The organism is Desulfobacter vibrioformis DSM 8776 (assembly GCF_000745975.1).
In the GTDB taxonomy this organism is placed as follows: domain Bacteria; phylum Desulfobacterota; class Desulfobacteria; order Desulfobacterales; family Desulfobacteraceae; genus Desulfobacter; species Desulfobacter vibrioformis.
Map to the genome: position 1 here is coordinate 50,069 of NZ_JQKJ01000015.1, position 19,343 is coordinate 69,411.

The 19,343-nt window shown below is 47.8% G+C and carries 19 protein-coding genes and 3 pseudogenes; 8 read left to right on the top strand and 14 right to left on the bottom strand.

The annotated features are described in order from the left end of the window. Nucleotides 1-258: 258 nt before the first annotated feature. From Q366_RS21960 to Q366_RS21705, 4 genes and pseudogenes are all read left to right on the top strand, one after another. Nucleotides 259-426, top strand: a pseudogene (locus Q366_RS21960) (helix-turn-helix domain-containing protein); the annotation flags it as partial. 401 nt (nt 427-827) lie between these two features. Then, nucleotides 828-1,070, top strand: a pseudogene (locus Q366_RS22350) (NIPSNAP family protein); the annotation flags it as partial. A 181-nt stretch (nt 1,071-1,251) separates the two neighbouring features. Further along, nucleotides 1,252-1,395 (top strand): hypothetical protein, encoded by a 144-nt coding sequence (locus Q366_RS21295; protein WP_156968156.1) that lies wholly within the window; start codon nt 1,252-1,254, stop codon nt 1,393-1,395. A gap of 85 nt (nt 1,396-1,480) precedes the next feature. Then, on the top strand, nt 1,481-1,735 hold the full coding sequence (locus Q366_RS21705) for a hypothetical protein (protein WP_051957987.1): 255 nt from the start codon (nt 1,481-1,483) through the stop codon (nt 1,733-1,735). Between the two features lie 50 nt (nt 1,736-1,785). Here the strand turns inward: Q366_RS21705 and Q366_RS10910 are convergent, their stop codons facing one another. The 4 genes from Q366_RS10910 to Q366_RS21715 form a co-directional block, all read right to left on the bottom strand. After that, nucleotides 1,786-3,654, bottom strand: coding sequence for a bifunctional acetyl-CoA hydrolase/transferase family protein/GNAT family N-acetyltransferase (locus Q366_RS10910; RefSeq protein ID WP_035238914.1), 1,869 nt, complete (start codon nt 3,652-3,654; stop codon nt 1,786-1,788). A gap of 463 nt (nt 3,655-4,117) precedes the next feature. Next, nucleotides 4,118-5,158, bottom strand: a complete 1,041-nt coding sequence (locus tag Q366_RS10915; RefSeq protein WP_084691793.1) for an L-lactate dehydrogenase — start codon at nt 5,156-5,158, stop codon at nt 4,118-4,120. Beyond that, nucleotides 5,077-5,529 (bottom strand): hypothetical protein, encoded by a 453-nt coding sequence (locus tag Q366_RS21710; protein ID WP_051957990.1) that lies wholly within the window; start codon nt 5,527-5,529, stop codon nt 5,077-5,079. Before Q366_RS21710 ends, Q366_RS10915 begins: the two co-directional genes overlap by 82 nt. A 210-nt stretch (nt 5,530-5,739) precedes the next feature. Then, nucleotides 5,740-6,213: a glycosyltransferase family 2 protein gene (locus tag Q366_RS21715; protein WP_211251886.1), complete on the bottom strand. Its 474-nt coding sequence runs from the start codon at nt 6,211-6,213 to the stop codon at nt 5,740-5,742. Between Q366_RS21715 and Q366_RS22355 the strand changes: the two are divergent. Further along, a pseudogene (locus tag Q366_RS22355) lies at nt 6,173-6,319 on the top strand (hypothetical protein); the annotation flags it as partial. The gene Q366_RS21715 and the pseudogene Q366_RS22355 overlap by 41 nt on opposite strands. Here the strand turns inward: Q366_RS22355 and Q366_RS21970 are convergent. After that, entirely contained in the window at nt 6,284-6,439 is a 156-nt protein-coding gene (locus tag Q366_RS21970) for a hypothetical protein (protein ID WP_245619938.1), read from the bottom strand. The pseudogene Q366_RS22355 and the gene Q366_RS21970 sit on opposite strands and share 36 nt — an antisense overlap. Between Q366_RS21970 and Q366_RS22160 the strand changes: the two genes are divergently transcribed. From Q366_RS22160 to Q366_RS10930, 3 genes are all read left to right on the top strand, one after another. Then, on the top strand, nt 6,428-6,556 hold the full coding sequence (locus Q366_RS22160) for a hybrid sensor histidine kinase/response regulator (RefSeq protein WP_281175486.1): 129 nt from the start codon (nt 6,428-6,430) through the stop codon (nt 6,554-6,556). The two genes, Q366_RS21970 and Q366_RS22160, sit on opposite strands and share 12 nt — an antisense overlap. Further along, nucleotides 6,557-6,820 (top strand): response regulator, encoded by a 264-nt coding sequence (locus tag Q366_RS20310; protein ID WP_084691795.1) that lies wholly within the window; start codon nt 6,557-6,559, stop codon nt 6,818-6,820. 202 nt (nt 6,821-7,022) lie between these two features. Further along, entirely contained in the window at nt 7,023-8,591 is a 1,569-nt protein-coding gene (locus tag Q366_RS10930) for an ATP-binding protein (RefSeq protein WP_051957993.1), read from the top strand. A gap of 97 nt (nt 8,592-8,688) precedes the next feature. On the opposite strand, the gene Q366_RS10935 is transcribed toward Q366_RS10930, so the two are convergent. The 9 genes from Q366_RS10935 to Q366_RS10975 all read right to left on the bottom strand — a co-directional run bounded on the left by Q366_RS10935 (nt 8,689) and on the right by Q366_RS10975 (nt 19,261). Further along, nucleotides 8,689-10,389 carry an FAD-dependent oxidoreductase gene (locus tag Q366_RS10935; RefSeq protein ID WP_035238844.1) on the bottom strand — a complete coding sequence of 567 codons (1,701 nt, stop codon included), beginning with the start codon at nt 10,387-10,389 and terminating at the stop codon, nt 8,689-8,691. Between the two features lie 354 nt (nt 10,390-10,743). Next, entirely contained in the window at nt 10,744-12,810 is a 2,067-nt protein-coding gene (gene fusA / locus Q366_RS10940; RefSeq protein ID WP_035238847.1) for an elongation factor G, read from the bottom strand. 77 nt (nt 12,811-12,887) lie between these two features. Then, nucleotides 12,888-13,640 (bottom strand): TlyA family RNA methyltransferase, encoded by a 753-nt coding sequence (locus Q366_RS10945; RefSeq protein ID WP_035238849.1) that lies wholly within the window; start codon nt 13,638-13,640, stop codon nt 12,888-12,890. Next, nucleotides 13,630-15,510, bottom strand: a complete 1,881-nt coding sequence (gene dxs, locus Q366_RS10950; RefSeq protein WP_035238850.1) for a 1-deoxy-D-xylulose-5-phosphate synthase — start codon at nt 15,508-15,510, stop codon at nt 13,630-13,632. Before dxs ends, Q366_RS10945 begins: the two co-directional genes overlap by 11 nt. Before the next feature lie 24 nt (nt 15,511-15,534). Beyond that, nucleotides 15,535-16,476 carry a polyprenyl synthetase family protein gene (locus Q366_RS10955; RefSeq protein ID WP_035238851.1) on the bottom strand — a complete coding sequence of 314 codons (942 nt, stop codon included), beginning with the start codon at nt 16,474-16,476 and terminating at the stop codon, nt 15,535-15,537. After that, nucleotides 16,473-16,700, bottom strand: a complete 228-nt coding sequence (gene xseB, locus Q366_RS10960) for an exodeoxyribonuclease VII small subunit (protein WP_035238919.1) — start codon at nt 16,698-16,700, stop codon at nt 16,473-16,475. The genes Q366_RS10955 and xseB overlap by 4 nt, the downstream gene beginning before the upstream one ends. Beyond that, complete coding sequence (gene xseA / locus Q366_RS10965; RefSeq protein ID WP_035238852.1) at nt 16,681-18,045, bottom strand: exodeoxyribonuclease VII large subunit; 1,365 nt, start codon at nt 18,043-18,045, stop codon at nt 16,681-16,683. The genes xseB and xseA overlap by 20 nt, the downstream gene beginning before the upstream one ends. Before the next feature lie 323 nt (nt 18,046-18,368). Next, nucleotides 18,369-18,554: a hypothetical protein gene (locus Q366_RS10970; protein WP_035238853.1), complete on the bottom strand. Its 186-nt coding sequence runs from the start codon at nt 18,552-18,554 to the stop codon at nt 18,369-18,371. A gap of 224 nt (nt 18,555-18,778) precedes the next feature. Continuing rightward, complete coding sequence (locus Q366_RS10975) at nt 18,779-19,261, bottom strand: DUF3124 domain-containing protein (protein ID WP_035238854.1); 483 nt, start codon at nt 19,259-19,261, stop codon at nt 18,779-18,781. Between the last annotated feature and the right edge of the window lie 82 nt (nt 19,262-19,343).

Below are 19,343 nucleotides of genomic sequence, written 5' to 3' on the forward strand. Positions count from 1 at the left end.
CATCTCCTGATCCCATAAATTTGAAAGTCGAAACGGTATATTTGCACTTTATCTTTCAAGAGGGGGGAATATCAAGTAATACTATTTGGAAATCTTCACAGCCTTACTTGTTCGTTAATAAAAAATGGGGATCATACAAAGCGATTACGCAAAGAAGATTGAGGTTGATCAACTGGCCCAAATCGTAAATAGGGGCGCTTCCGCTTTCCATAACACCTTTAAGGAGATCACCTCGGATTCTCCCTTGACTATCTCAAAAAGATCCGACTGAATAAGGCCGGGTATTTTATGGCTCATCAGCGCATGAAAGCTGACATGGCAGCCGATAGGGTCGGGTATGAAAGTCCCTCCCAATTCAGCCGGGAATTCAAGCACTATTTTGGCCAGAGCCCTGCTGAAATGGTCAGGGAGATGAGACCTGCGTGATTGGGATAGCCTGAAGGCAGACTTTAGTCAATATTCTTGTCAGAGCCGATCTTGTCCTTGTCTAAGGCATGGGCAGGCGCGCGCGCTTTCATAGGCGAGGACGATGCGGCAGGCGAGCTTCTCGGTAGCTGGCGAACCGAGATCGGTCAACTCGGACGACTGTTGCTGTTGCGCGGCTTTGAGACCGCAGAAGAATTGGCAGCCGAGCGTCGCCGTGCGCTCTTGAGTGTCGATCCATTCCACGCGGGTGGCATTGTAACCGCGTTGAGCATGGAAAGTTATGCTCTCTTCCCATTCCTACCCCCCATTCAACCCAAGTCCATGGGCGGCATCTATGAGTTTCGCACCTACCGTCTGAAACCAGGTGGCTTGCCGCCAACCCTTGCCCGCCAACCCTTGCCGGTTGGAAAAAGGCAATCAAGCCGGCCCGTGAGTACACCAGTCATCTCGTTATTAACATGTACGCGTTGGACGGGCCACCACGGATTACCCATATTGGGGGCTTCGAGAGTCTGGAACAACGCGCGGTGCTCCGCGCGAAGTTTTATGCTGCTGGGTTCTGGCCGCCTCAGGGAGGCCCAGAACAGATTGCGGAAGCAACTTCGACGATTGCCTTGCCGGAGGACTCATCTCCGCTTCGTTGACGCTCCTAATTGGGGGGGGCTGACTTACCCCCCCCCAAAAAAAAACGTTAACTTATATTTCAATACCGTCTTACGCGAAAAGCCGCACAAGACGGTGAATATCCGCATAACCCATCATTCCACCGGACCTGCTCGAATAGCCGTGCAGGCCGGTGAATTCAAACGTTAGGTGAACCGGAAAATGGACAAACTATTAGAAATTAGACAAGCAAAAATGGGGGACAAACCAGACTACCAGTGTTATCTTCAATGGCTTGAAGAGTATGCTTCCGTTTCAGATGGTCCAGTTATCGGCACAACGGTCAGGGAGAGGCGTCAGAATTAATTACCCCCCCCCATTTGCTTTATGGCGAACTGGGTAAACGAAAGAAGAAAGACTGTATGCCTACAGGGAGTTATTCCGATATCAATTGGAGGACGATGAACTCGATCAGATCAGAAAAGCCACCAATGGGTATTTTGCATTAGGCGGGAAACAATTTCAGGATGAAATCAGCATGATGCTGGGTAGAAGGGTCTTTCGGGGAAAAGCTGGCAGGCCGAAGAAAGATGTTTATGGTCTGTCCCCCATTTTGTGCAAACTTGCGGATGTGGCCATTGTGGCTGATGCCAACCAAGTCTGCTCCGGGATTATCCGGGCATTGAAGGAAAAAATAAGGGATTAAGGCCTTAGAGCCTGTTTGGTTTTGTAATGTACATATATTGCAGCTGTGTTTTAAAAGAACATGGTCACTTCATATTCATTGAATGATTTTTCAATCTCCACATTGGAAAAACCGCTGCTGGCCAGCCGGATCATTTTTTTGTTCTCTTTTAGAATATATGCTGTAAATCCCTGGAGGCCTCTTTCCCTGGCATATTCCATCATCCGCTTCTGCAATGCGCCTCCCAACCCCACGCTCTGGTATTCAGGCAGGATCATATAGGCCACTTCCGCCAGATTGGTGGACGGGTCAAGATAGTAGCAGGCACTGCCCACAATATGGTTTTTCCCCCGGTCTCCTGCAATGGCCATAAATGACATCTCATTTTCATAATCCACATTGCACAGATGTTCGGCCGCTGATACGGAAAGAGATTTCAGTTGGGAGAAAAACCGGGTATAGATATCTTCTTTCGACATATCGTAAAAAACTTCCTGCAATCCTTTGACATCACTGGCCTTGGATGGGCGTATCAGAACGTTTGTGCCGTTTTTCAAGGTGACTTCCCGCTCCTCCTCAGCCGGATAAGCCACACGGCTTTTCAGGGTTTGGCCCTCCCGCACATATCCCAATTCTTTGGCCTCGTCCAGAAGCGGTTCACGGAAATTGGGGTGGGCAATCTCAATCAGGGAGAGGGTTCGCTCGCGGATGCTCTTGCCGAACAGATAAGCAATCCCGTACTCCGTAACCACATAATGGACGTCAGACCTTGGAATGCTTACGCCCTCGCCTTCCCTGAGCAGGGAGAGGATCCGGGATTCGCTGCCGTCTTCGGTTGTCGAAGACAGGCAGATGATAGGTTTGCCTCCGGGAGAGTTGGCAGCCCCCTTTAAAAATTCCGACTGGGTCGAAACCCCGCCATAGAATTCGCCTTTAAACTGGTCCGTGCAGACCTGGCCTGTCAGGTCAACGGCAAATGCCTGTGAAACCGAGATGAACTTTGGAATAGCCGAAAGAACTGCAGGGCTGCAGACATAATCAATGGGATGAAAGGAAAACATGGGGTTGCGGTCGATAAGACTATACAGCCGTCTGGTGCCCATGCAGTAACTGCATACGATCTTTTCCCGGTGAACCGTTTTTGCCTTCCCCGTGACAACACCTTTTTCAATCAGGTCCACAATGGGTTCGGTGATGACATCCGAGTGGAATCCCAGATCTTTTCTGTTTGTCAGATACTTGAGCATCTCGTTGGTGATCCGGCCTAAGCCCACCTGGAGGGTAGAGCCGTCATCAATAATCCGGGCGACATACCTGGCTATCTGCTCACCGACCTCATCCGCCGGCGGGTGGATGTATTCGATCACCGGTGTCTCAACCATGACCATGTGATCGATCTGGTCAATATGAATGTGGCTGTCCCCGAATGTGTTCGGCATATTGGGATTGATCTCGGCAATAACGGTCCCGGCCTTATTAACAGCAGCCTTTGCAATATCAACGGAAACGCCCAGGCTTACAAATCCGTGTTCATCCGGCAGGGATGTCTGGATCAGGGCAACATCCACACACATGCCTCCGCTGTTGATCATATGGGGGACCTGACTGATGCAAACCGGTACATAGTCGGCCTGGCCCTGTTTGATGGCTTCCCGCATATCGGTGCCCACAAAAAAGACCCGGTGCCGGAACCGGGTGCTGAAATCCCCCTCTTTTTTACCCACAGCGCCGTCTGTAAGGAAATGAAAGAGCTCTACATCGAACAGATTGCCTTCCAACGTTTCCAGGACTTGAATCAACGCCCTGGGAGTGGCGCATACAGACCCCACAAAAATGTGGTCTCCAGGCTTGATTTTGGACAACGCTATTTCCGGCGTTGTCAGCCGTTTTTCAAATGGCTTTCCCAGTTTTTTCTGATCGGTTTCCTGATTGTGTGTCATGGCAGCCTCTTCATTTTTAATGGATTGTTTTAAAGATGAACACCGGGTTGTTTGGAGAAGAAAAGCAGCGTACTTTGTACAGAGTATTCCTGCTGTTTTTATCATCACGAATATTTTATTAAAAAACATTTGTCCGCCAGTACTTTTTTTATAACCCACATGGGCCGCAAGCCCACAACGAACAATGAAACTAAAAACACCGACAATGCGGGGCTAAAATAAGCGCCCCAGGCGCTTCGCCCTCTTGTTTCCTGTATCTTGTTTCTAGTTTCTTATAAACAGCCCATGGCTGTTATATGAAAGTCTGTGTAACCTGTACAGACCTTTATGATTAAGTTTATGCGGACACCCGTGGGGGGCCTGGGTAATCGGCACCAGGGAGTCCCTCCCACCAAAACATGAAGGAGATACTCAGATGCTGGAATGTGCTGAAATTTCAGGCTAAAACCAGTTAAACTCCGGATTAAAGTATTCCCACATCCATAGCGGTGGCCTTCAGGGATTCTGCCGCCTTTTGAAATCCGTCAATCTCCTCTCTATTAAGATTAGGTACAGGGGATTTTTCCACACCTCTGCGTCCGACAATTACAGGAAGACTTAATGTCAAACCATTAACACCTGCATAACCCTGAACTTTCGTTGAAACAGTAAGGATGCTCTTTTCATCCCGTAAGATAGCCGTCAGTATTCTGAGCACAGTTTGTGCAATTCCATAAAAAGTGGCGCCTTTTCTTTTAATGACCTCTTTTCCGGCAGAGAGTACGTCCTCAAATACCCGCTTCTTTTCATCAGGCCCAAACGTTATATTTGATTGTTCAGCAAAATCATCAAGATGCAAGGTCCCTATCTGTGCATGACTCCATACGGGGATTGATCCCGCCCCATGTTCACCGATGATATAGGTATGAACATTTCGAGGATCAACATTAATCCTCTTAGAAATGAGGTGACGAAACCTGCTTGTATCCAGTAATGTACCGGACCCTATTATCTGCCTTGGCTCAAGGCTTGAATGTTTAGTTAAATACAAGGTCAGTAGATCAACGGGATTAGATACTATAATAAAAATTGCATTCGGATTTGATTGGGTCAGTCCTTCTGACAGGTCTTTTATCACAGCAAGATTTCGCTTAATAAGATCAGTTCGCTGTTCATCGGGCTTCCGCTTTGTCCCTGCTGTAATAACAACAACGTCCATACTGCTGCAGATATGGGGTTCACCGGCTAAAATCTCAACAGGTGGGATAAAGGAGGCACAATGCTGAAGGTCCATGGCCTCTCCAATCGCCTTCTCTGAAAATTTATCAACGAGTACAAGCTGTTCTGCAATTCCTGAAACAGCAATTGAATATGCGATTGTGGCTCCAACTGATCCCAGACCGACAATACCGATTTTCATGATATTCCTCCCATTTTCCCTTTTCATTTTTTTCCCAATTTTTGCAACGGATCCAGACAATCCGGGTGGCTTAACAATGCCAAGGTTTCTACCGGCTTCAACCATGACTCCAATTGCTGCAAGTTGTCAGCGTGATGTAATTTCCATTCGGCAATTATGCTGGATTCATGAAAGTTCAGTTCCTCATCTTTCGTATCACGTAGCTGAGATATGTGCCATTTAAATAATTGTGGGTTGTTAACAAGCCTGCTTAGGGTGTGCATTTTTAGTGGTTGTGGCATTTCAGTAAATTTTTGCTTTAATTCAACCAGAATTTGAACAGGGTCTTTTTCTTCAGGTGCACGCAGCAATCCGATCTTTTTAATCAAATTTGTGCGTCTCGCCCCCCCCCACTCAGCCATGACAGGGGAATCGATAAGATCAACCCAGCCGAAATCGGTAACAACCAGTAAAAGAGTTCTTTGCTGAGCCGCCATCTTTACCTCTTAATATAGAAAAAACTACGCCAAATTGGGAGACCATCAGAATCGGGGCATATAAACCTGACATCACCATTTCCAACAAGGCACTGAGGGTTAACAGAATCGGCCCGCCAAATCGTAAATACCTGGGAATGTTAATCATGGCAGCAAACCAGCCAAAAGCTTTCGGCGCAAGCACAATTGCCATTGAGACGACAAATAAACTTAAGGCCCGTTCTGAATCAAATACCGGCCAGGTGGGAAACAGGGATGGATTGGCAAAATATTCCGGACGTACAAAAGTCGCCTGAATGGCAATCCAAGCCCCACAATAATCAACGATAACCAGAAAACTGCGCTCAGGTATGACATTAACCCGCAAAAAAGATGCAAGCGGGTTGGCAGCACAAAACCTTTTGCAAATATAAAACGTGAATGTTGCAAATTGCCCTGACACCACCTGCGATCGCGAATAAGAATATCAATGAGCGAGGGTGGCGCTTCTTCAAATGAAGCCTGAATATCGGTATCAAAGCGCACCCCCCAACCGGCACGACAAAGCATGGCGGCTTCAATAAAGTCGTGACTTAAAACATGGCCGCCAAAAGGCGGTTTACCGGACAGAATCGGAAGGTGACAGGATTCTGCAAACGCTTGTGTGCGAATAATTGCATTGTGCCCCCAGAAATTTGATGACATACCAACCCATGCAGACTTCGAGCCTTTTTTTACCACAAAGGGTGCGGGCCGGGGCACAGGTCTCGGGCTGTCAACGGTCTATGGCATCGTCAAACAGAACCAGGGGTTTATTCATGCGTACAGTGAGCCTGGCAAAGGTACATCCTTCCGGATTTACCTGCCTTGCCATAAGGGTTCCGCCGTTGATTTGCCGGACAAGGAAGCAGTAAACATAATGGCCGGTCATGGAGAAACCATCCTGGTTGTCGAGGATGAAACCGGAATTTTGAAAATGACTCAAATCATGCTCGAAAAGATAGGTTATACCGTACTGACCGCCCGCGCAGCAGGTGAAGCCATGTAACTGGCAAAAGTCCATACCGGCGAAATTCAGCTTTTGATCACCGATGTTGTCATGCCGGAAATGAACGGACGGGAACTGGCAGACCCGATGATATTGAGTGAACCGAATCTTAATCTGTTGTTCATGTCCGGTTACACCTCTGATGTGATCACCCGGAGGGGTGTGTTGGACAAGGGCGTGGGCTTCATTCAGAAGCCGTTTTCCATGAAAGAGCTTGCCATAAAGGTATATGAGGCTCTGGGAAAAGCTTCAGATACCGTTTAAAGTTCAATATCGCCTGTTTTCCGGCGGGCTGAACAGTTAATCTTTTACACTCTGTAAAGAAAAATGACAGATTTTTATTGTTTACCAAAATATAATATTCTGAAAATATTACTTATTTAATACGGCATGCCATTTGCGCGCTTCTTTAAGGGTCAAAAGAACAGGGTTGCGACCGGTTAATGATGTAAAAGGAAAGTAAACAATGAAGTCGAAGACTTCTTCAAATGAAGAATCCGGTGGTCGGGAACGATTGCTCATGGCGGAACAGGAGGAGCTTGGGCTGACCGGCGGGATTACAAATGCTGTTCCGGTGGGGATCTGTCTGACCCGGGACCACGTGATCTGTTTTGCCAATACCTCTTTAATAAAAATGACCGGATATTCAGCTGTTGAGTTGAGAGATCAGGATTTGTCCCTTTTTTTTTCGGGGGAAAATAGCATTGAACGTTCCGGCAACCAAAGGAATGACTCGGGAAGCCAGGGCTTCTTCCGTTCCCAGGACCGATGGATCTGCAAAGACGGAAGTATCCTGTATTGTTCGGTCCGGTGCTGTCCGGTAGATGAACGTCCCGGGGAACAGATATGGGTCATTGCCGATATCTCGGAACGAATTCGTCTGGAAGCCCAGCGCCATGAACTTGAACAACAGCTGCTTAAGGCCCAGAAAATGGAAGCATTGGGTATTCTTGCCGGAGGCATTGCCCATGATTTTAATAATATCCTTTCTCCCATCATGGGGTATGCCCAGCTATTGCTCATAGATACCAGGGATCAAACACAGAAAAGATATATTTCAGGCATTCTCAAGGCTGCAGAGAGATCCAGGGATATTATTGCCCAGATTTTATCTTTTAGCCGTCGTCAAGAAGAGGCCGCACGCCCCATTCGGATTCAGCCCATTGCCAAGGAAATTGTCAAACTGCTGACTGGTATCATTCCGGCGACCATTCGAGTTCAAATTCATACAGATCCGAAGTGTGGACGTGTCCTGGCAGATCCCAGCCAGATCTATCAGATGATCATGAACCTATGTACAAATGCATACCAGGCTATGGCTGAAAAGGGAGGTACCCTGACGGTCCGGGTCAGCCATCTAAAGGCTGGAGACGGGATCGGGTTGAGTCCAATTCCCCATGTGGCGATCATCGTTTCAGACACCGGACCTGGTATGGCAGAAAAGGTGAAAAAACATATCTTTAAACCGTATTATACTACCAAACCCCCGGATATCGGTACGGGACTAGGGCTTGCTATGGTCCACAGCATTGTGCAGCAAATTGGCGGCATCATCCGCGTCAATTCCAGTCCTGGTTGTGGAGCAAAGTTCAGTATATTCTTGCCTGAACTTGAGAAGAAAAAAGAGCAAAACCAGGAAAAATCCCTGGATTTCACAAAAGGAATCCGAGGGACCGGTCATATCCTTCTTGTGGATGACGAACCTGAAGTGAGCGAAATCATAGAGGCGATGCTGATTTACCTGGGATATGAAGTTACAGCAGTTGACAGCAGTACCCAGGCAATTAAATTATTTGAACACTCCCCCCAGAAATTTGATGTGGTGATTACAGATCAAACCATGCCGGATATCACCGGGATTCAGCTGGCATCTTCCATCAAGAGCTTAAGGCTTGATATTCCGGTTGTGCTCCACACAGGTTATTCCAATGTCCTGCCGACACCGGATAATAACCTTATTGACGCCATTTTGCCTAAACCTGTTGACGTAAAAAAACTTGGCCGCATTCTTTCAGCAGCGCTTCAATGTCATTAACTTTTTAGGTGTTGATAGACCCGGTCAGCCCATGGCGGGTATATGAAAACCGCTGCCAGACACCTTCGCGGTCCGACAGCAGTCGATTTTAATCATTTCAGGAAAGAACAAATTTTTTATAAGGCCAGCATACCACACCGCCGTCCATGAATTTTACGTTTTTATATCCAGCACCTGCCAGAATACGCTCGGCTTCATAGCCGCGCAAGGAGATCTTGCAAAACGCGATAATCTCCTTGTCCTTTGGCAGTTCGGAAAGGCTGCTTCTCAGTTTACCCAAGGGGATCACTTTGACCCTGGGGTCTTCAATGCGCATCTGCTCATACTCCTGGGGGGAACGCGCATCAAGGAAAATAAAATCATCGCCGTTATCTATTTTGGCTTTGACTTCCACAGGAGACAGGGAATTTCCCCGGTTGTAAAGTTTGTTTTCAGCAATATTGGCAGCCGTGATGATATTGTCCATGGCAGGGGAAAAGGGCGGGGCATAGGCCAGGTCATACTGGGCGATGTCCGTCACCTTTGATCCGGACGAAATATTTGACACGGCGATTTCCATGCGTTTGGCCACATCGCCGGGTCCCACGATCTGGGCGCCTAAAAGCGCGTGGGTGGCCTTATCCACCACCAGTTTAATGATGATCAGTTTGGCCTCATCAAGGAAGTGGGGTTTGTCAGGAAAGGGGCTTAAAACGGTGATGCAGTCGTATCCCATTTCCCTGGCCTGTTTTTCAGTCAGGCCTGTTCTGGTCACATTGATATTGAAAACCCGGCAGATGACCGTACCGCAAATGCCCTTGAATTCGGAAGTGATGCCACAGATATTATCGCCAATGATTCTGCCGTGTTTGTTGGCCGTGGAGCCCATGGGTGCAAAAACGGGTTTTCCTGTGACTAGGGAAACGTTTTCAACACAGTCCCCACCTGCATATATATTGGGATCTGAGGTCCGCATGGAGGCATCCACCCGGATGGCACCGGTTTCACCGATCTCAAGGCCGGCTTGTTTTGCAAGCTGGGTATTGGGATTCACACCCACGGCGACCAGCACCAGATCTGCGGGATATTCCCCCTTGTCCGTGACAACGGATGTTACGGCCGAAAGGTCATTGCCTTTGATTTCCCGGACCGTTTCCAGGGTTTTGAGCACAACGCCGTTACGTTTAAGTTCATTGTGCAGATGAAACACCATTTCATGGTCAAAAAGATTACCCATGGCCTGATCTAGCATCTCGATCATGGTAATGTTCATTCCCCTGGCCCTCAAAGATTCTGTGACCTCAAGGCCGATGAGCCCGGCACCAACAATCACGGCATTCTTTCCTTCCAGGGGGCCGTTTTCATTTCTGATGCCTCGTGCATCCTCAACGGTCTGAAGAAAATGCACACCAGTCAGATCAATGCCGGGAAACGGCGGTTTTTTAGATTGACTTCCCACGGAAAGGACAAGGGTATCGTACTCATATTCAATGGACTTGCCTGTTGAAAGATCAACGGCTTTCACAATTTTATTTTCACGGTCAATGGATTCTGCCAGGGTATGGTTTTTTACTTCAATATCCTTAACCATCTTAAAAAAGTTGGGATCCCTGACCACGCCTGTGGGTGTGGCCATCAGTTCACTATCATTTTGTACCTGCCCGGAGATATAGTAGGGCAGGCCGCATCCTGCATAGGAGATCAGTTCCCCTTTTTCCAGAATGGTTACTTGGGTATCTGGGTCAAGTCGTTTAATCCGGGACGCAGCTTTAGGACCACAGGCCACGCCGCCGATGATCAGTACTTTTTTTTTCTCCATTTAAACTCCTTTGACTGGGTATGTCATTTTACATGCGTAATGCAGTATTCAAATCATTAAATTGATGTTCTATATCATAGTCTGTGCCGGGGTATGATATTTTTTAAATTAAAACAGGACATAGGGATATCCATTTGAAATCATGAAATAAAAAAATATATATTAATTGGGGAAAAGAATAATCTGTATGAACAAGTAACGTTACAAAAACAGACATAACGTTATTAGGTGGCACCCAATGTCATAAAGTTAAGATACGTTCAGATTAAAACCACGAAGTTCACGAAGAACACGAAGTTTAGTACTTTAATATCTTCTATCTTCGTGAACTTCGTGTTCTTCGTGGTAAAATACTCAATCTTTTTCGGCATTTACCTGCTCAATGATCTTTTTGGCCAGATCCGGCGGCACTTCATCATACTGCTCAAACTCCATGGTAAAGGCACCGCGGCCACCGGTCATGGAGCTTAAGTCCGGTGCATACCGAAGCATTTCAGACATGGGTACAAGTGCGTTGATAATCTGTTTGTCACCTTCGGAATCCATGCCAAGTACCCTGCCGCGTCTGGAATTCAGATCACCCATGATATCGCCGGTGGCATCATCAGGAGCTTTCACAGAGACTTTCATAATCGGTTCAAGCAAAACCGCATTGGCTTGGGCTGCCGCATTCTTAAACGCCAGGGAACCGGCTGTTTTAAATGCCATTTCCGAAGAGTCAACTGCATGGTAAGAGCCAAAATCCAGGGTGGTGCGGAAATCCACACAGGGGAATCCTGCCAGAATACCTTTCTGCATGGCACCCCGGATACCTGCCTCAACCGCAGGAATATAGTTTTTGGGAATGACGCCGCCCACGATTTTGTCCACAAACTCATAGCCTGATCCCTTGGGAAGGGGCTCAAGTTCGATCCAGCAGTCACCGTACTGGCCATGGCCCCCGGACTGTTTTTTATGCTTGCCCTGGACCCGGACTTTTTTCTTGAATGTTTCACGATAGGCCACCTTGGGTGTGGCAATGTCCATGCCCACGTTGAATTTGCGCTGGATTTTCTCTGCGGTGATTTCAATGTGAACCAGACCGCGACCGGAAAGAATAGTCTGGCGGGTTTCTTCCTCACGACGCAGGGTAAGGCCGGTATCCTCTTCAAGGATTTTGCGCACCGCTTCATGAATTTTATCTTCGTCGTTTTTGGCCTTGGGTGAAATGGCAAAGGAGATGCACGGGGGCAAAGGTGCGGGTGCCGGAATCTGAATGTTTTTGCCACCGGTCAAGGTATCCCCTGTAAGCGTGCTTTTCAATTTTGCCACGGCCACAATGGCCCCCGGCAGCGCACCCTCAATCTGTTTCTGCTCTTTGCCGGCAATTTCAAGAAGCTGTGAAAACCGCTCCTTGGTGTCCTTGGTGACATTGAGGAGATTGCCTTCCTTGCCAAGTGTTCCGGAAATCACCCGGAAAAGGGAAAGCCGGCCCGCATAGGGGTCCACAATGGTGGCGAATACAAAACCTGTGAATTCAGCATCGGGATCAGGCGCCACTTCCACATCGTTGCCATCAGCGTCCTTGGCAATCCATGGGCCGCGGTCAAGGGGGGAGGGCATATAATCATTGATAAAATCAAAGACCACATCAATGCCGATCAGTTTTGTGGCGGATATGCAGATGGCCGGATAGAATTGGGCCTCAAGAACGCCTTTCCTAAACGCGCTTTTGATCTCATCTTCGGTCAGCTCTTCGCCTTCCAGATATTTTTCAAGCAGATCATCATCAAGCTCTGCGATATTTTCAACGAATTCTTCCTTGGCAGCGGCAATTTCATCTGCCATATCTGCCGGGATATCAATTCTTGTGGCCTTGCCATCGGCGTCATACGTAAAGGCTGCACCGGAAACGATATTGACAAGACCGTTAAATCCCTCTTCTTTTCCAATGGGATAGCATACGGGAATGATCTTCTTTTTCAAGGACGTATCACATGCGGCAACCGCAGTGGTAAAATCAGACCGTTCACGGTCTAACTTGTTGATAATAACAAAACCGGGCAGGTTATATTCCAGGGCGGAAGCTGCTGCTTCCTCGGTCATGGCGGAAGGCCCGCCAACACCGTCAATGACAAAAGCCATGCTGTCGGCTACAGGAAAACATGTTTTGGCAGCAGAGAAGAAATTTTGGTCCCCGGGGGTGTCCATTAATGTAACGACATGCTTTTGATGCGTATACTTAATAAATGACGTATTAATACTTTGCTGCTTTTTGACTTCTTCGGGCTGGAAATCCATTACTGTATTTCCATCTTCAACCCTGCCAAGGCGATTTGTCACCCCGGCTTTAAACAGCATAGCCTCAGCAAGAGTTGTCTTGCCTGCACCTCCATGGCCCGCAAAAGCCACATTTCTCATGGATTTGATGTCTTCGCTCATTACGGCTCCTTTAGAATATTATTAATAAAATAACAATAAACTAATAATCAAAATGAGATGAAAATAACAGTTTTATTTTATTTTTTTTGATACACTAGCGAAATTACGTATTCCTCATTGCCCTTGGCGCCTAAAACCGGCGAGGTAACGGTTCCGTTCACCTTATATCCCCTGTCCTGGAAGAAAAGAATCATATCCTGCTTTACCTGGTTTCTGATTTGAGGATCCTTTACGATGCCGCCTTTGCATACATTTTCTTTTCCTGCCTCGAACTGCGGTTTGATCAGGGCCAGGATATCCGTGCCGTGCCGCATGAATTTTTCCGCTGACGGGATAACGGTTTTCAAAGAGATAAAAGAGGTGTCCGCCACCACCGTATCCATGGGTTGGCCGATGGTGTCATAGTCAAGGTGGCGGATATTGGTACGCTCTATGACCACTACCCGGTCATCCTGTCGAAGGGACCAGTCAAGCTGCCCATAGCCCACATCAACGGCATACACTTTTTGGGCACCGGATTTGAGCAGGCAGTCGGTGAATCCGCCTGTGGAGGCACCGATATCAAGGCAAACCGCATCCTGAACAGATACGGGGAAACTGTGAAGTGCTTTTTCAAGTTTAAGCCCGCCCCGGCTGACATAGGGATGATCCGGGGCTTTGACCTCAAGACGCGCATCCTGGTTCACCTGGGTGCCGGGTTTATCTGCCCTGATGCCGTTCACCAGAACTTTTCCGGCCATGATCATGGCCTTGGCCCGGTCCCTTGAGCGTATCAGACCCTGGTCAACCAGGGCCTGGTCCAGTCGTTTTCTTGCGGTTCTATTTTTCACAGCACAACTTCAATCCTGCCGCCACGACGGCCCGGGCATCAATGCCGTAATCTTTCCGAAGTTCAGCCTGGCTGCCGTGTTCAATAAATACATCATTAATACCCACCCGGTTTACGCGGCATCCTGAAATCCCGCCGTCACAGATCAGTTCAAGGATGGCTGATCCAAAACCACCGGCCAGCACATGTTCTTCAATGGTCACAACCCTTTTGATCTTCCCGGCAAGATCAAGAATCAGATCCCCATCCAAGGGCTTTACAAACCGGGCATTGACCACGGTACTTTCAATGCCTTTGGCTGATAGCTGGAGCGCCGCATCCATGGCATCATTCACACAGCGGCCAATACCGATGATCAAAAGATCGCCGCCCGTGCGAAGCACCTTTGCTTTTCCAATGTCAACGGCTTTGGCATTGTAATCAATGTTGACCCCCTGGCCTGGACCCCTGGGATAACGCAGGGCAATGGGGCCCTGGTGGGCCACAGCAGTCTGCATCATCCGCACCAGTTCATTTTCATCCATGGGCGCCATTACAACCATATTGGGCATGGATCGAAGATAGGAAAAATCAAACATCCCGTGGTGGGTGGGTCCGTCTTCGCCCACAATGCCGCCACGATCCAGGGCAAAAATCACAGGATGGCTGTCAATACAGACATCATGAAGAATCTGGTCATAGGCGCGCTGCAAAAAGGTGGAATAGATGGCCACCACGGGTTTTGCCCCTTTGGCGGCAAGGCCTGCGGCAAAGGTGACCGCATGCTGTTCGGCAATGCCCACGTCAACAAACCTGTCGGCAAACTGTTCGGCAAAATGGCTTAGTCCCGTGCCTTCGGGCATGGCTGCACTCACCGCCACAATGCACTTGTTTTGTTTTGCAAGGGCAACCATACAATTGCCGAACACCGTTGTGTAAGAGGGTGGGGCGCTTGACGTTGAAGCCGGGGATTTCCCGGTATCCACGGCAAAGGCGCCTACGCCGTGAAAATAGACCGGATTTTTTTCAGCAGGCGCATACCCTTTGCCCTTTTTCGTGGTTACATGCAGCAGCACCGGGGAATCAGGATCTTTAATATTAGACAGAATATCAATGAGATGATCCAGATTATGGCCGTCAATGGGACCGAAATAATCAAAATTAAAGGCCTCAAACAGCATACCCGGGGTCACGAAAGTCTTAAACGACTCCTCCCATCTTTTGGCCCATCCATACATGTCATCCCCGATTTTAGGCACGGATTTTAGAAACTGGCCGAACTGGTTACGCATGTTTTGCAGTTTTTTATGTGAAAGGGTCCGGGACAGGTAGGAAGACAAAGCCCCCACATTGGCGGAGATGGACATGTCGTTATCATTTAAGATAACGATGTATTTTTGCTGGAGATCGCCTGCATGGTTCAACCCTTCATAGGCAAGCCCTGCGGTCATGGAACCGTCACCGATGATTGAGACCACATTGGAATTGTCCTGCTTGAGGGCCTTGGCATAGCACATGCCAAGACCGGCAGAAATTGAGGTGGAGGCGTGTCCCACAGTAAACGCATCATAGGGACTTTCCTTGATTTTAACAAACCCTGAAATGCCCTTGTATTTGCGAAGGGTGTCAAAGTCGCGGTGGCGCCCGGTTAAAAGCTTATGCGCATAGGACTGGTGGCCCACATCCCAGATCAGGGTATCTTTGGGTATATCAAATACGTAATGCAGGGCAATGGTCAGTTCTACCACACCTAAGCTTGATGCCAGATGTCCGCCGTTTTTTGATACCACATCAATGATTCTGCCCCGGATCTCCCGGGCAACAGCACCGAGTTCATCCCTTGGAATCTGTTTTAGATCATCAGGGCCGTTTATTTGGTCAAGATATTTCAATGCCTACCTCTTGTTCATGTCCTGTCATCGGTTCCGGTTGATAATGTAACCGGCAATGGCGCGCAAAGGTTCGCTGTTTTTCTTAAAGTCCTTTTCCCTGTAACTGTCCAAAGCCTCCAGGGCATCAGCTACAAGCTGTCTTGAAAAATCCTTTGAGCCTCCAAGGCCAAGAATGGCAGGAAAGGTCATTTTATCGTGCAGGGCATCGGAACCTGCAGCCTTGCCCATGACTTCGGGGTCGCCTTCCACATTCAGGATGTCGTCCATGACCTGGAAGGCAAGCCCGATATTTTGCGCATATGTGCCCAAAGCAGTTAAGGCATCTTTATCCGCACCGGCGCTGATGGCCCCTGACGCCACACTGACCTCTATCATGGCCCCGGTTTTATGCCGGTGAATTTTCTTTAAATGGGCCAGGGCATCCTGACTGTCCAAAGGCAAGGCGTCCGGATTCTTTTCAGCCTGCATATCAAGCATCTGGCCTTCCACCATGCCGTTAACCCCGGCTGCTGCAGATATTTTTTCCACCAGAATCAACCGGATCCCGGCATCGGGGAAAACCGTGAAACAGGACCCAGGCGCGGCAAGGATATGAAAGGCATGGGTTAAAAGTCCGTCCCCGGCCAGAATGGCCGTGGCTTCACAAAATTGTTTGTGGCAGGTGGGAACGCCTCTGCGCAGATCATCATCATCCATGGCCGGCAGATCATCATGGATCAGGGAATAGGTATGAATCATTTCAATGGCACAGGCAGCGGGCAGGGCGATGAGCGGATCGGCACCCAACGCACTGGCCGTTGCCAGCGCAAGGGCAGGGCGGACCCGTTTGCCGCCGGCCATCAAAGAGTGGGTCATGGCCCGGACAAGCTCGCGTTGTCTGTCAAATTCATCAAAAACGCTTATCAGCGCGGTATCAACCAGTTTTCGGTTCCGGGACAAATATCCGGAAAGATCAAAGGGGCTCATTGGTCTTCCTCAAAATCTGATACTTGGGGCTTTCCGTCGGCATCCATGGCCAACCGGGTAATTTTTTGCTCGGTTTTATCTAAAATTTCAAGGCAGAAGCGGGTATTGGCAATCCCATCTTCATATTTTTTGACTGCCTGCTCCAATGTCAAATCACCGGATTCCATTTCTCTGACAATGTTTTCAAGCTGTTGTAGTGCTGATTCAAAGGTTTTCTTTGCCATATGTTTTTTCCACCCGGGCATCCAGGCGTCCTTTAGATAAAATAATTTCAATTCGATCATCTGCACCAAGCGTATCCGCATCCATCACAACATGACCGCCAATATGACCATTGGACAGACTGCGGGTGATGCTGTAACCGCGGTTTAACACCGCTGACGGATTTAAGGTCTCAAGCTGGGCACTTTGTTTGTTTACTTGATCTTTGCATTGTTTCAGGTAAGCATAAAAAAGATAATCCAGACTTGCCTGGAAATCCTTAACAGTCTTTTTGAATGCCTGAATGCGGGACAAGGGCAGGGTACCTGAAAGCGCTCTTTCAAGCCATTGCGTTCTCTGGCGCTGGTAGTTTATATGATTTTTGACCAAAGAAAAAACCCTGGATTGCAGATCTTCGATGCGGAACCTGAAATCATCCACAACCCTGGCCGGACTTTTAAGGCGTCTGTTTAAATCATTTATATATTCAAGTAGTCGAGTAATACGCTGCTCAATCTTATTGTTCAGCTCATTTTGCAATCCAAAGATTTGATGAACAAGGGCAGCCTGGTCAGGCAAGGCCATCTGGGCAGCAGCCGATGGGGTCGGGGCCCGAAAATCGGCGACAAAGTCGGCAATGGTGAAATCGATTTCATGACCCACGCCTGAAATGACGGGTATTTCAGATTCGTAAACAGCCTTGGCCACGGTTTGGGTGTTAAATGCCCATAAATCTTCTAAGGACCCGCCGCCTCTGGCAATAATAATGAGGTCACAGGTTTTGACCGTGTTGGCAAGTTCAATGGCATGGGCAATTTCAAATTCTGCGGTGTCGCCTTGGACCTTGACGGGAATGATTTCAAGGGGAACGCTTGGACAGCGTTGTTTGGCCACCTGAATAATATCACGAACCGCAGCACCCGTGCCCGAGGTGATCACATGGATGCCTGACGGCAAAAAAGGAATTTCTTTTTTATGCGCAGTATCAAACCACCCCATGGCAGCCAATTTGGCTTTAAGCTGTTCAAAGTCCCGCTGAAGTGCGCCTGTTCCTTCAGGTTCCATATGCTCAAAAATGAGTTGATAAGACCCCCGGGGCTCGTAAAGGGACAGGCGCGCCATGCCTTTAACTTTCATCCCGTTTTCAGGGGTGAATTTTAAATGGCGTTTCTGTCTTTTGAAAATCACGCAGGAAATAACGGCTGCTTCATCTTTTAATGAAAAATAGGCGTGGCCTGAATCAGGCGTTGAAAAATTTGAGATTTCACCGGTGATCCATAAAAAAGGATACTGTTCCTCAAGCAGATTTTTTATCTGCCTTGTCAGCGTGCCTACGGTGTAAACTTTATTGTTCGCTTGTGGTGCCATTCCTTTCCTTATCCCGGGCTTTTGTGCAAAAGTATGCGCAAAAAGATAGTACTTATAAAATAAATTATTTATAAAAGTCAATAAGCGCAAAACCATTACCAGCAATTCTAAATTTGGCACTGAACCGTTTCAAATGATGACCATGGTACAGGCGTAACATTTTCCAAAGAGATGGTTTGCCATGATCCGTTAATTTTTGACTTAGACTTAAATCATCAGGTGCGGCCGGGCGATGCTTGATTCGAAGTTAAAAAATAAATGGGGTAGATCTTGTCAGAAAGAAACCAGGATCTACCCTGCTCGTCCGTCTTATCAGTTAGCTGTTAATGAAAGTAGGCCAGGCTTCCCCTGAACTCCTTGTCCAATGCCAGGCTTGAACGCACCAGGGGGGTACACTTTATATTTTTTCCTTGGACACAGTGATACCGTTTGACGCCGTTGGCCCTTCCGAGTTTGCCCCATTTTTCAACCCAGTCCTCGATTTGGGCTTCTAAAAAACGTATTTTCATGGCGATAACTCCTTTCGTGGCAAGATAAGTTTTTTGCCATAGCTAAAATATAACCACGAAATTCGCGTTTACCACCCAATGTCATAAAGTTAAGAAACTTTTCAGATTAAAACCACGAAGTTCACGAAGAACACGAAGTTTAGTTCTCTACTATCTTCGTGTTCTTCGTGGTATAAAATAAAATCTCAATGCCTAAGTTTATGGCATTGACCATGATCTGGAAATCATTTCAAAGGAATAAGGGGCTGACCCCGGGACGTGAAAGAAGATCTTGAGCCGATCATGATGGTTTCCATGATCGGGGGATTCACAGTCTTTTCAGATCGCCATTCAACAATGAAATTAGCCCCGGCTCCCCCGGCCTTATCGTCATAGTCCACAACATAGCGTATGGATTCAAGGGGTTTGAGAGAAACAGGTGAGGGCAGGTAATTTTTTAAAAGTGTGCCTTTGGTGTCGTAGTAATCCACGGACACAACTTCAATGGCGCGGGCCATGTCTGTATTGCGGATGCTTAAAGTCACGGTTAAAAATGAAGGGATCTGTCTGTTGCCCGTGTAAATATGTGAATATGCCGGGACATAAACCTTTTGTCCCTTTGAAAGACTTGGGGCTTCCTGGGTAAAAGCCGTCCCTCTTGCGCATAATAACAATCCAATCAACAAAACCGGGCAACCCCAACCCAGTATATATTTTTTTGTCATCATCTTTATCACCTTTACAAAAAGCGGTTTAAAATGGGATCATGTTTCACTCAAATGATGATATCAGGATCATTATGAATACTCA

Bases quoted from the DNA above. Each gene is read 5' to 3' on its own strand.
- Q366_RS22160 (WP_281175486.1), top strand. From the start codon at position 6,428: ATGGCCGGTCATGGAGAAACCATCCTGGTTGTCGAGGATGAAACCGGA.
- Q366_RS10915 (WP_084691793.1), bottom strand. From the start codon at position 5,158: ATGGTTGAAGCCGGTAGAAACCTTGGCATTGTTAAGCCACCCGGATTG.
- xseA (WP_035238852.1), bottom strand. From the start codon at position 18,045: ATGGCACCACAAGCGAACAATAAAGTTTACACCGTAGGCACGCTGACA.
- xseB (WP_035238919.1), bottom strand. From the start codon at position 16,700: ATGGCAAAGAAAACCTTTGAATCAGCACTACAACAGCTTGAAAACATT.
- Q366_RS10955 (WP_035238851.1), bottom strand. From the start codon at position 16,476: ATGAGCCCCTTTGATCTTTCCGGATATTTGTCCCGGAACCGAAAACTG.
- Q366_RS10935 (WP_035238844.1), bottom strand. From the start codon at position 10,389: ATGGAGAAAAAAAAAGTACTGATCATCGGCGGCGTGGCCTGTGGTCCT.
- Q366_RS10975 (WP_035238854.1), bottom strand. From the start codon at position 19,261: ATGATGACAAAAAAATATATACTGGGTTGGGGTTGCCCGGTTTTGTTG.
- Q366_RS10970 (WP_035238853.1), bottom strand. From the start codon at position 18,554: ATGAAAATACGTTTTTTAGAAGCCCAAATCGAGGACTGGGTTGAAAAA.
- Q366_RS21710 (WP_051957990.1), bottom strand. From the start codon at position 5,529: ATGGCGGCTCAGCAAAGAACTCTTTTACTGGTTGTTACCGATTTCGGC.
- Q366_RS21715 (WP_211251886.1), bottom strand. From the start codon at position 6,213: ATGTCATCAAATTTCTGGGGGCACAATGCAATTATTCGCACACAAGCG.
- Q366_RS10910 (WP_035238914.1), bottom strand. From the start codon at position 3,654: ATGACACACAATCAGGAAACCGATCAGAAAAAACTGGGAAAGCCATTT.
- Q366_RS21970 (WP_245619938.1), bottom strand. From the start codon at position 6,439: ATGACCGGCCATTATGTTTACTGCTTCCTTGTCCGGCAAATCAACGGC.
- fusA (WP_035238847.1), bottom strand. From the start codon at position 12,810: ATGAGCGAAGACATCAAATCCATGAGAAATGTGGCTTTTGCGGGCCAT.
- Q366_RS10930 (WP_051957993.1), top strand. From the start codon at position 7,023: ATGAAGTCGAAGACTTCTTCAAATGAAGAATCCGGTGGTCGGGAACGA.
- Q366_RS21295 (WP_156968156.1), top strand. From the start codon at position 1,252: ATGGACAAACTATTAGAAATTAGACAAGCAAAAATGGGGGACAAACCA.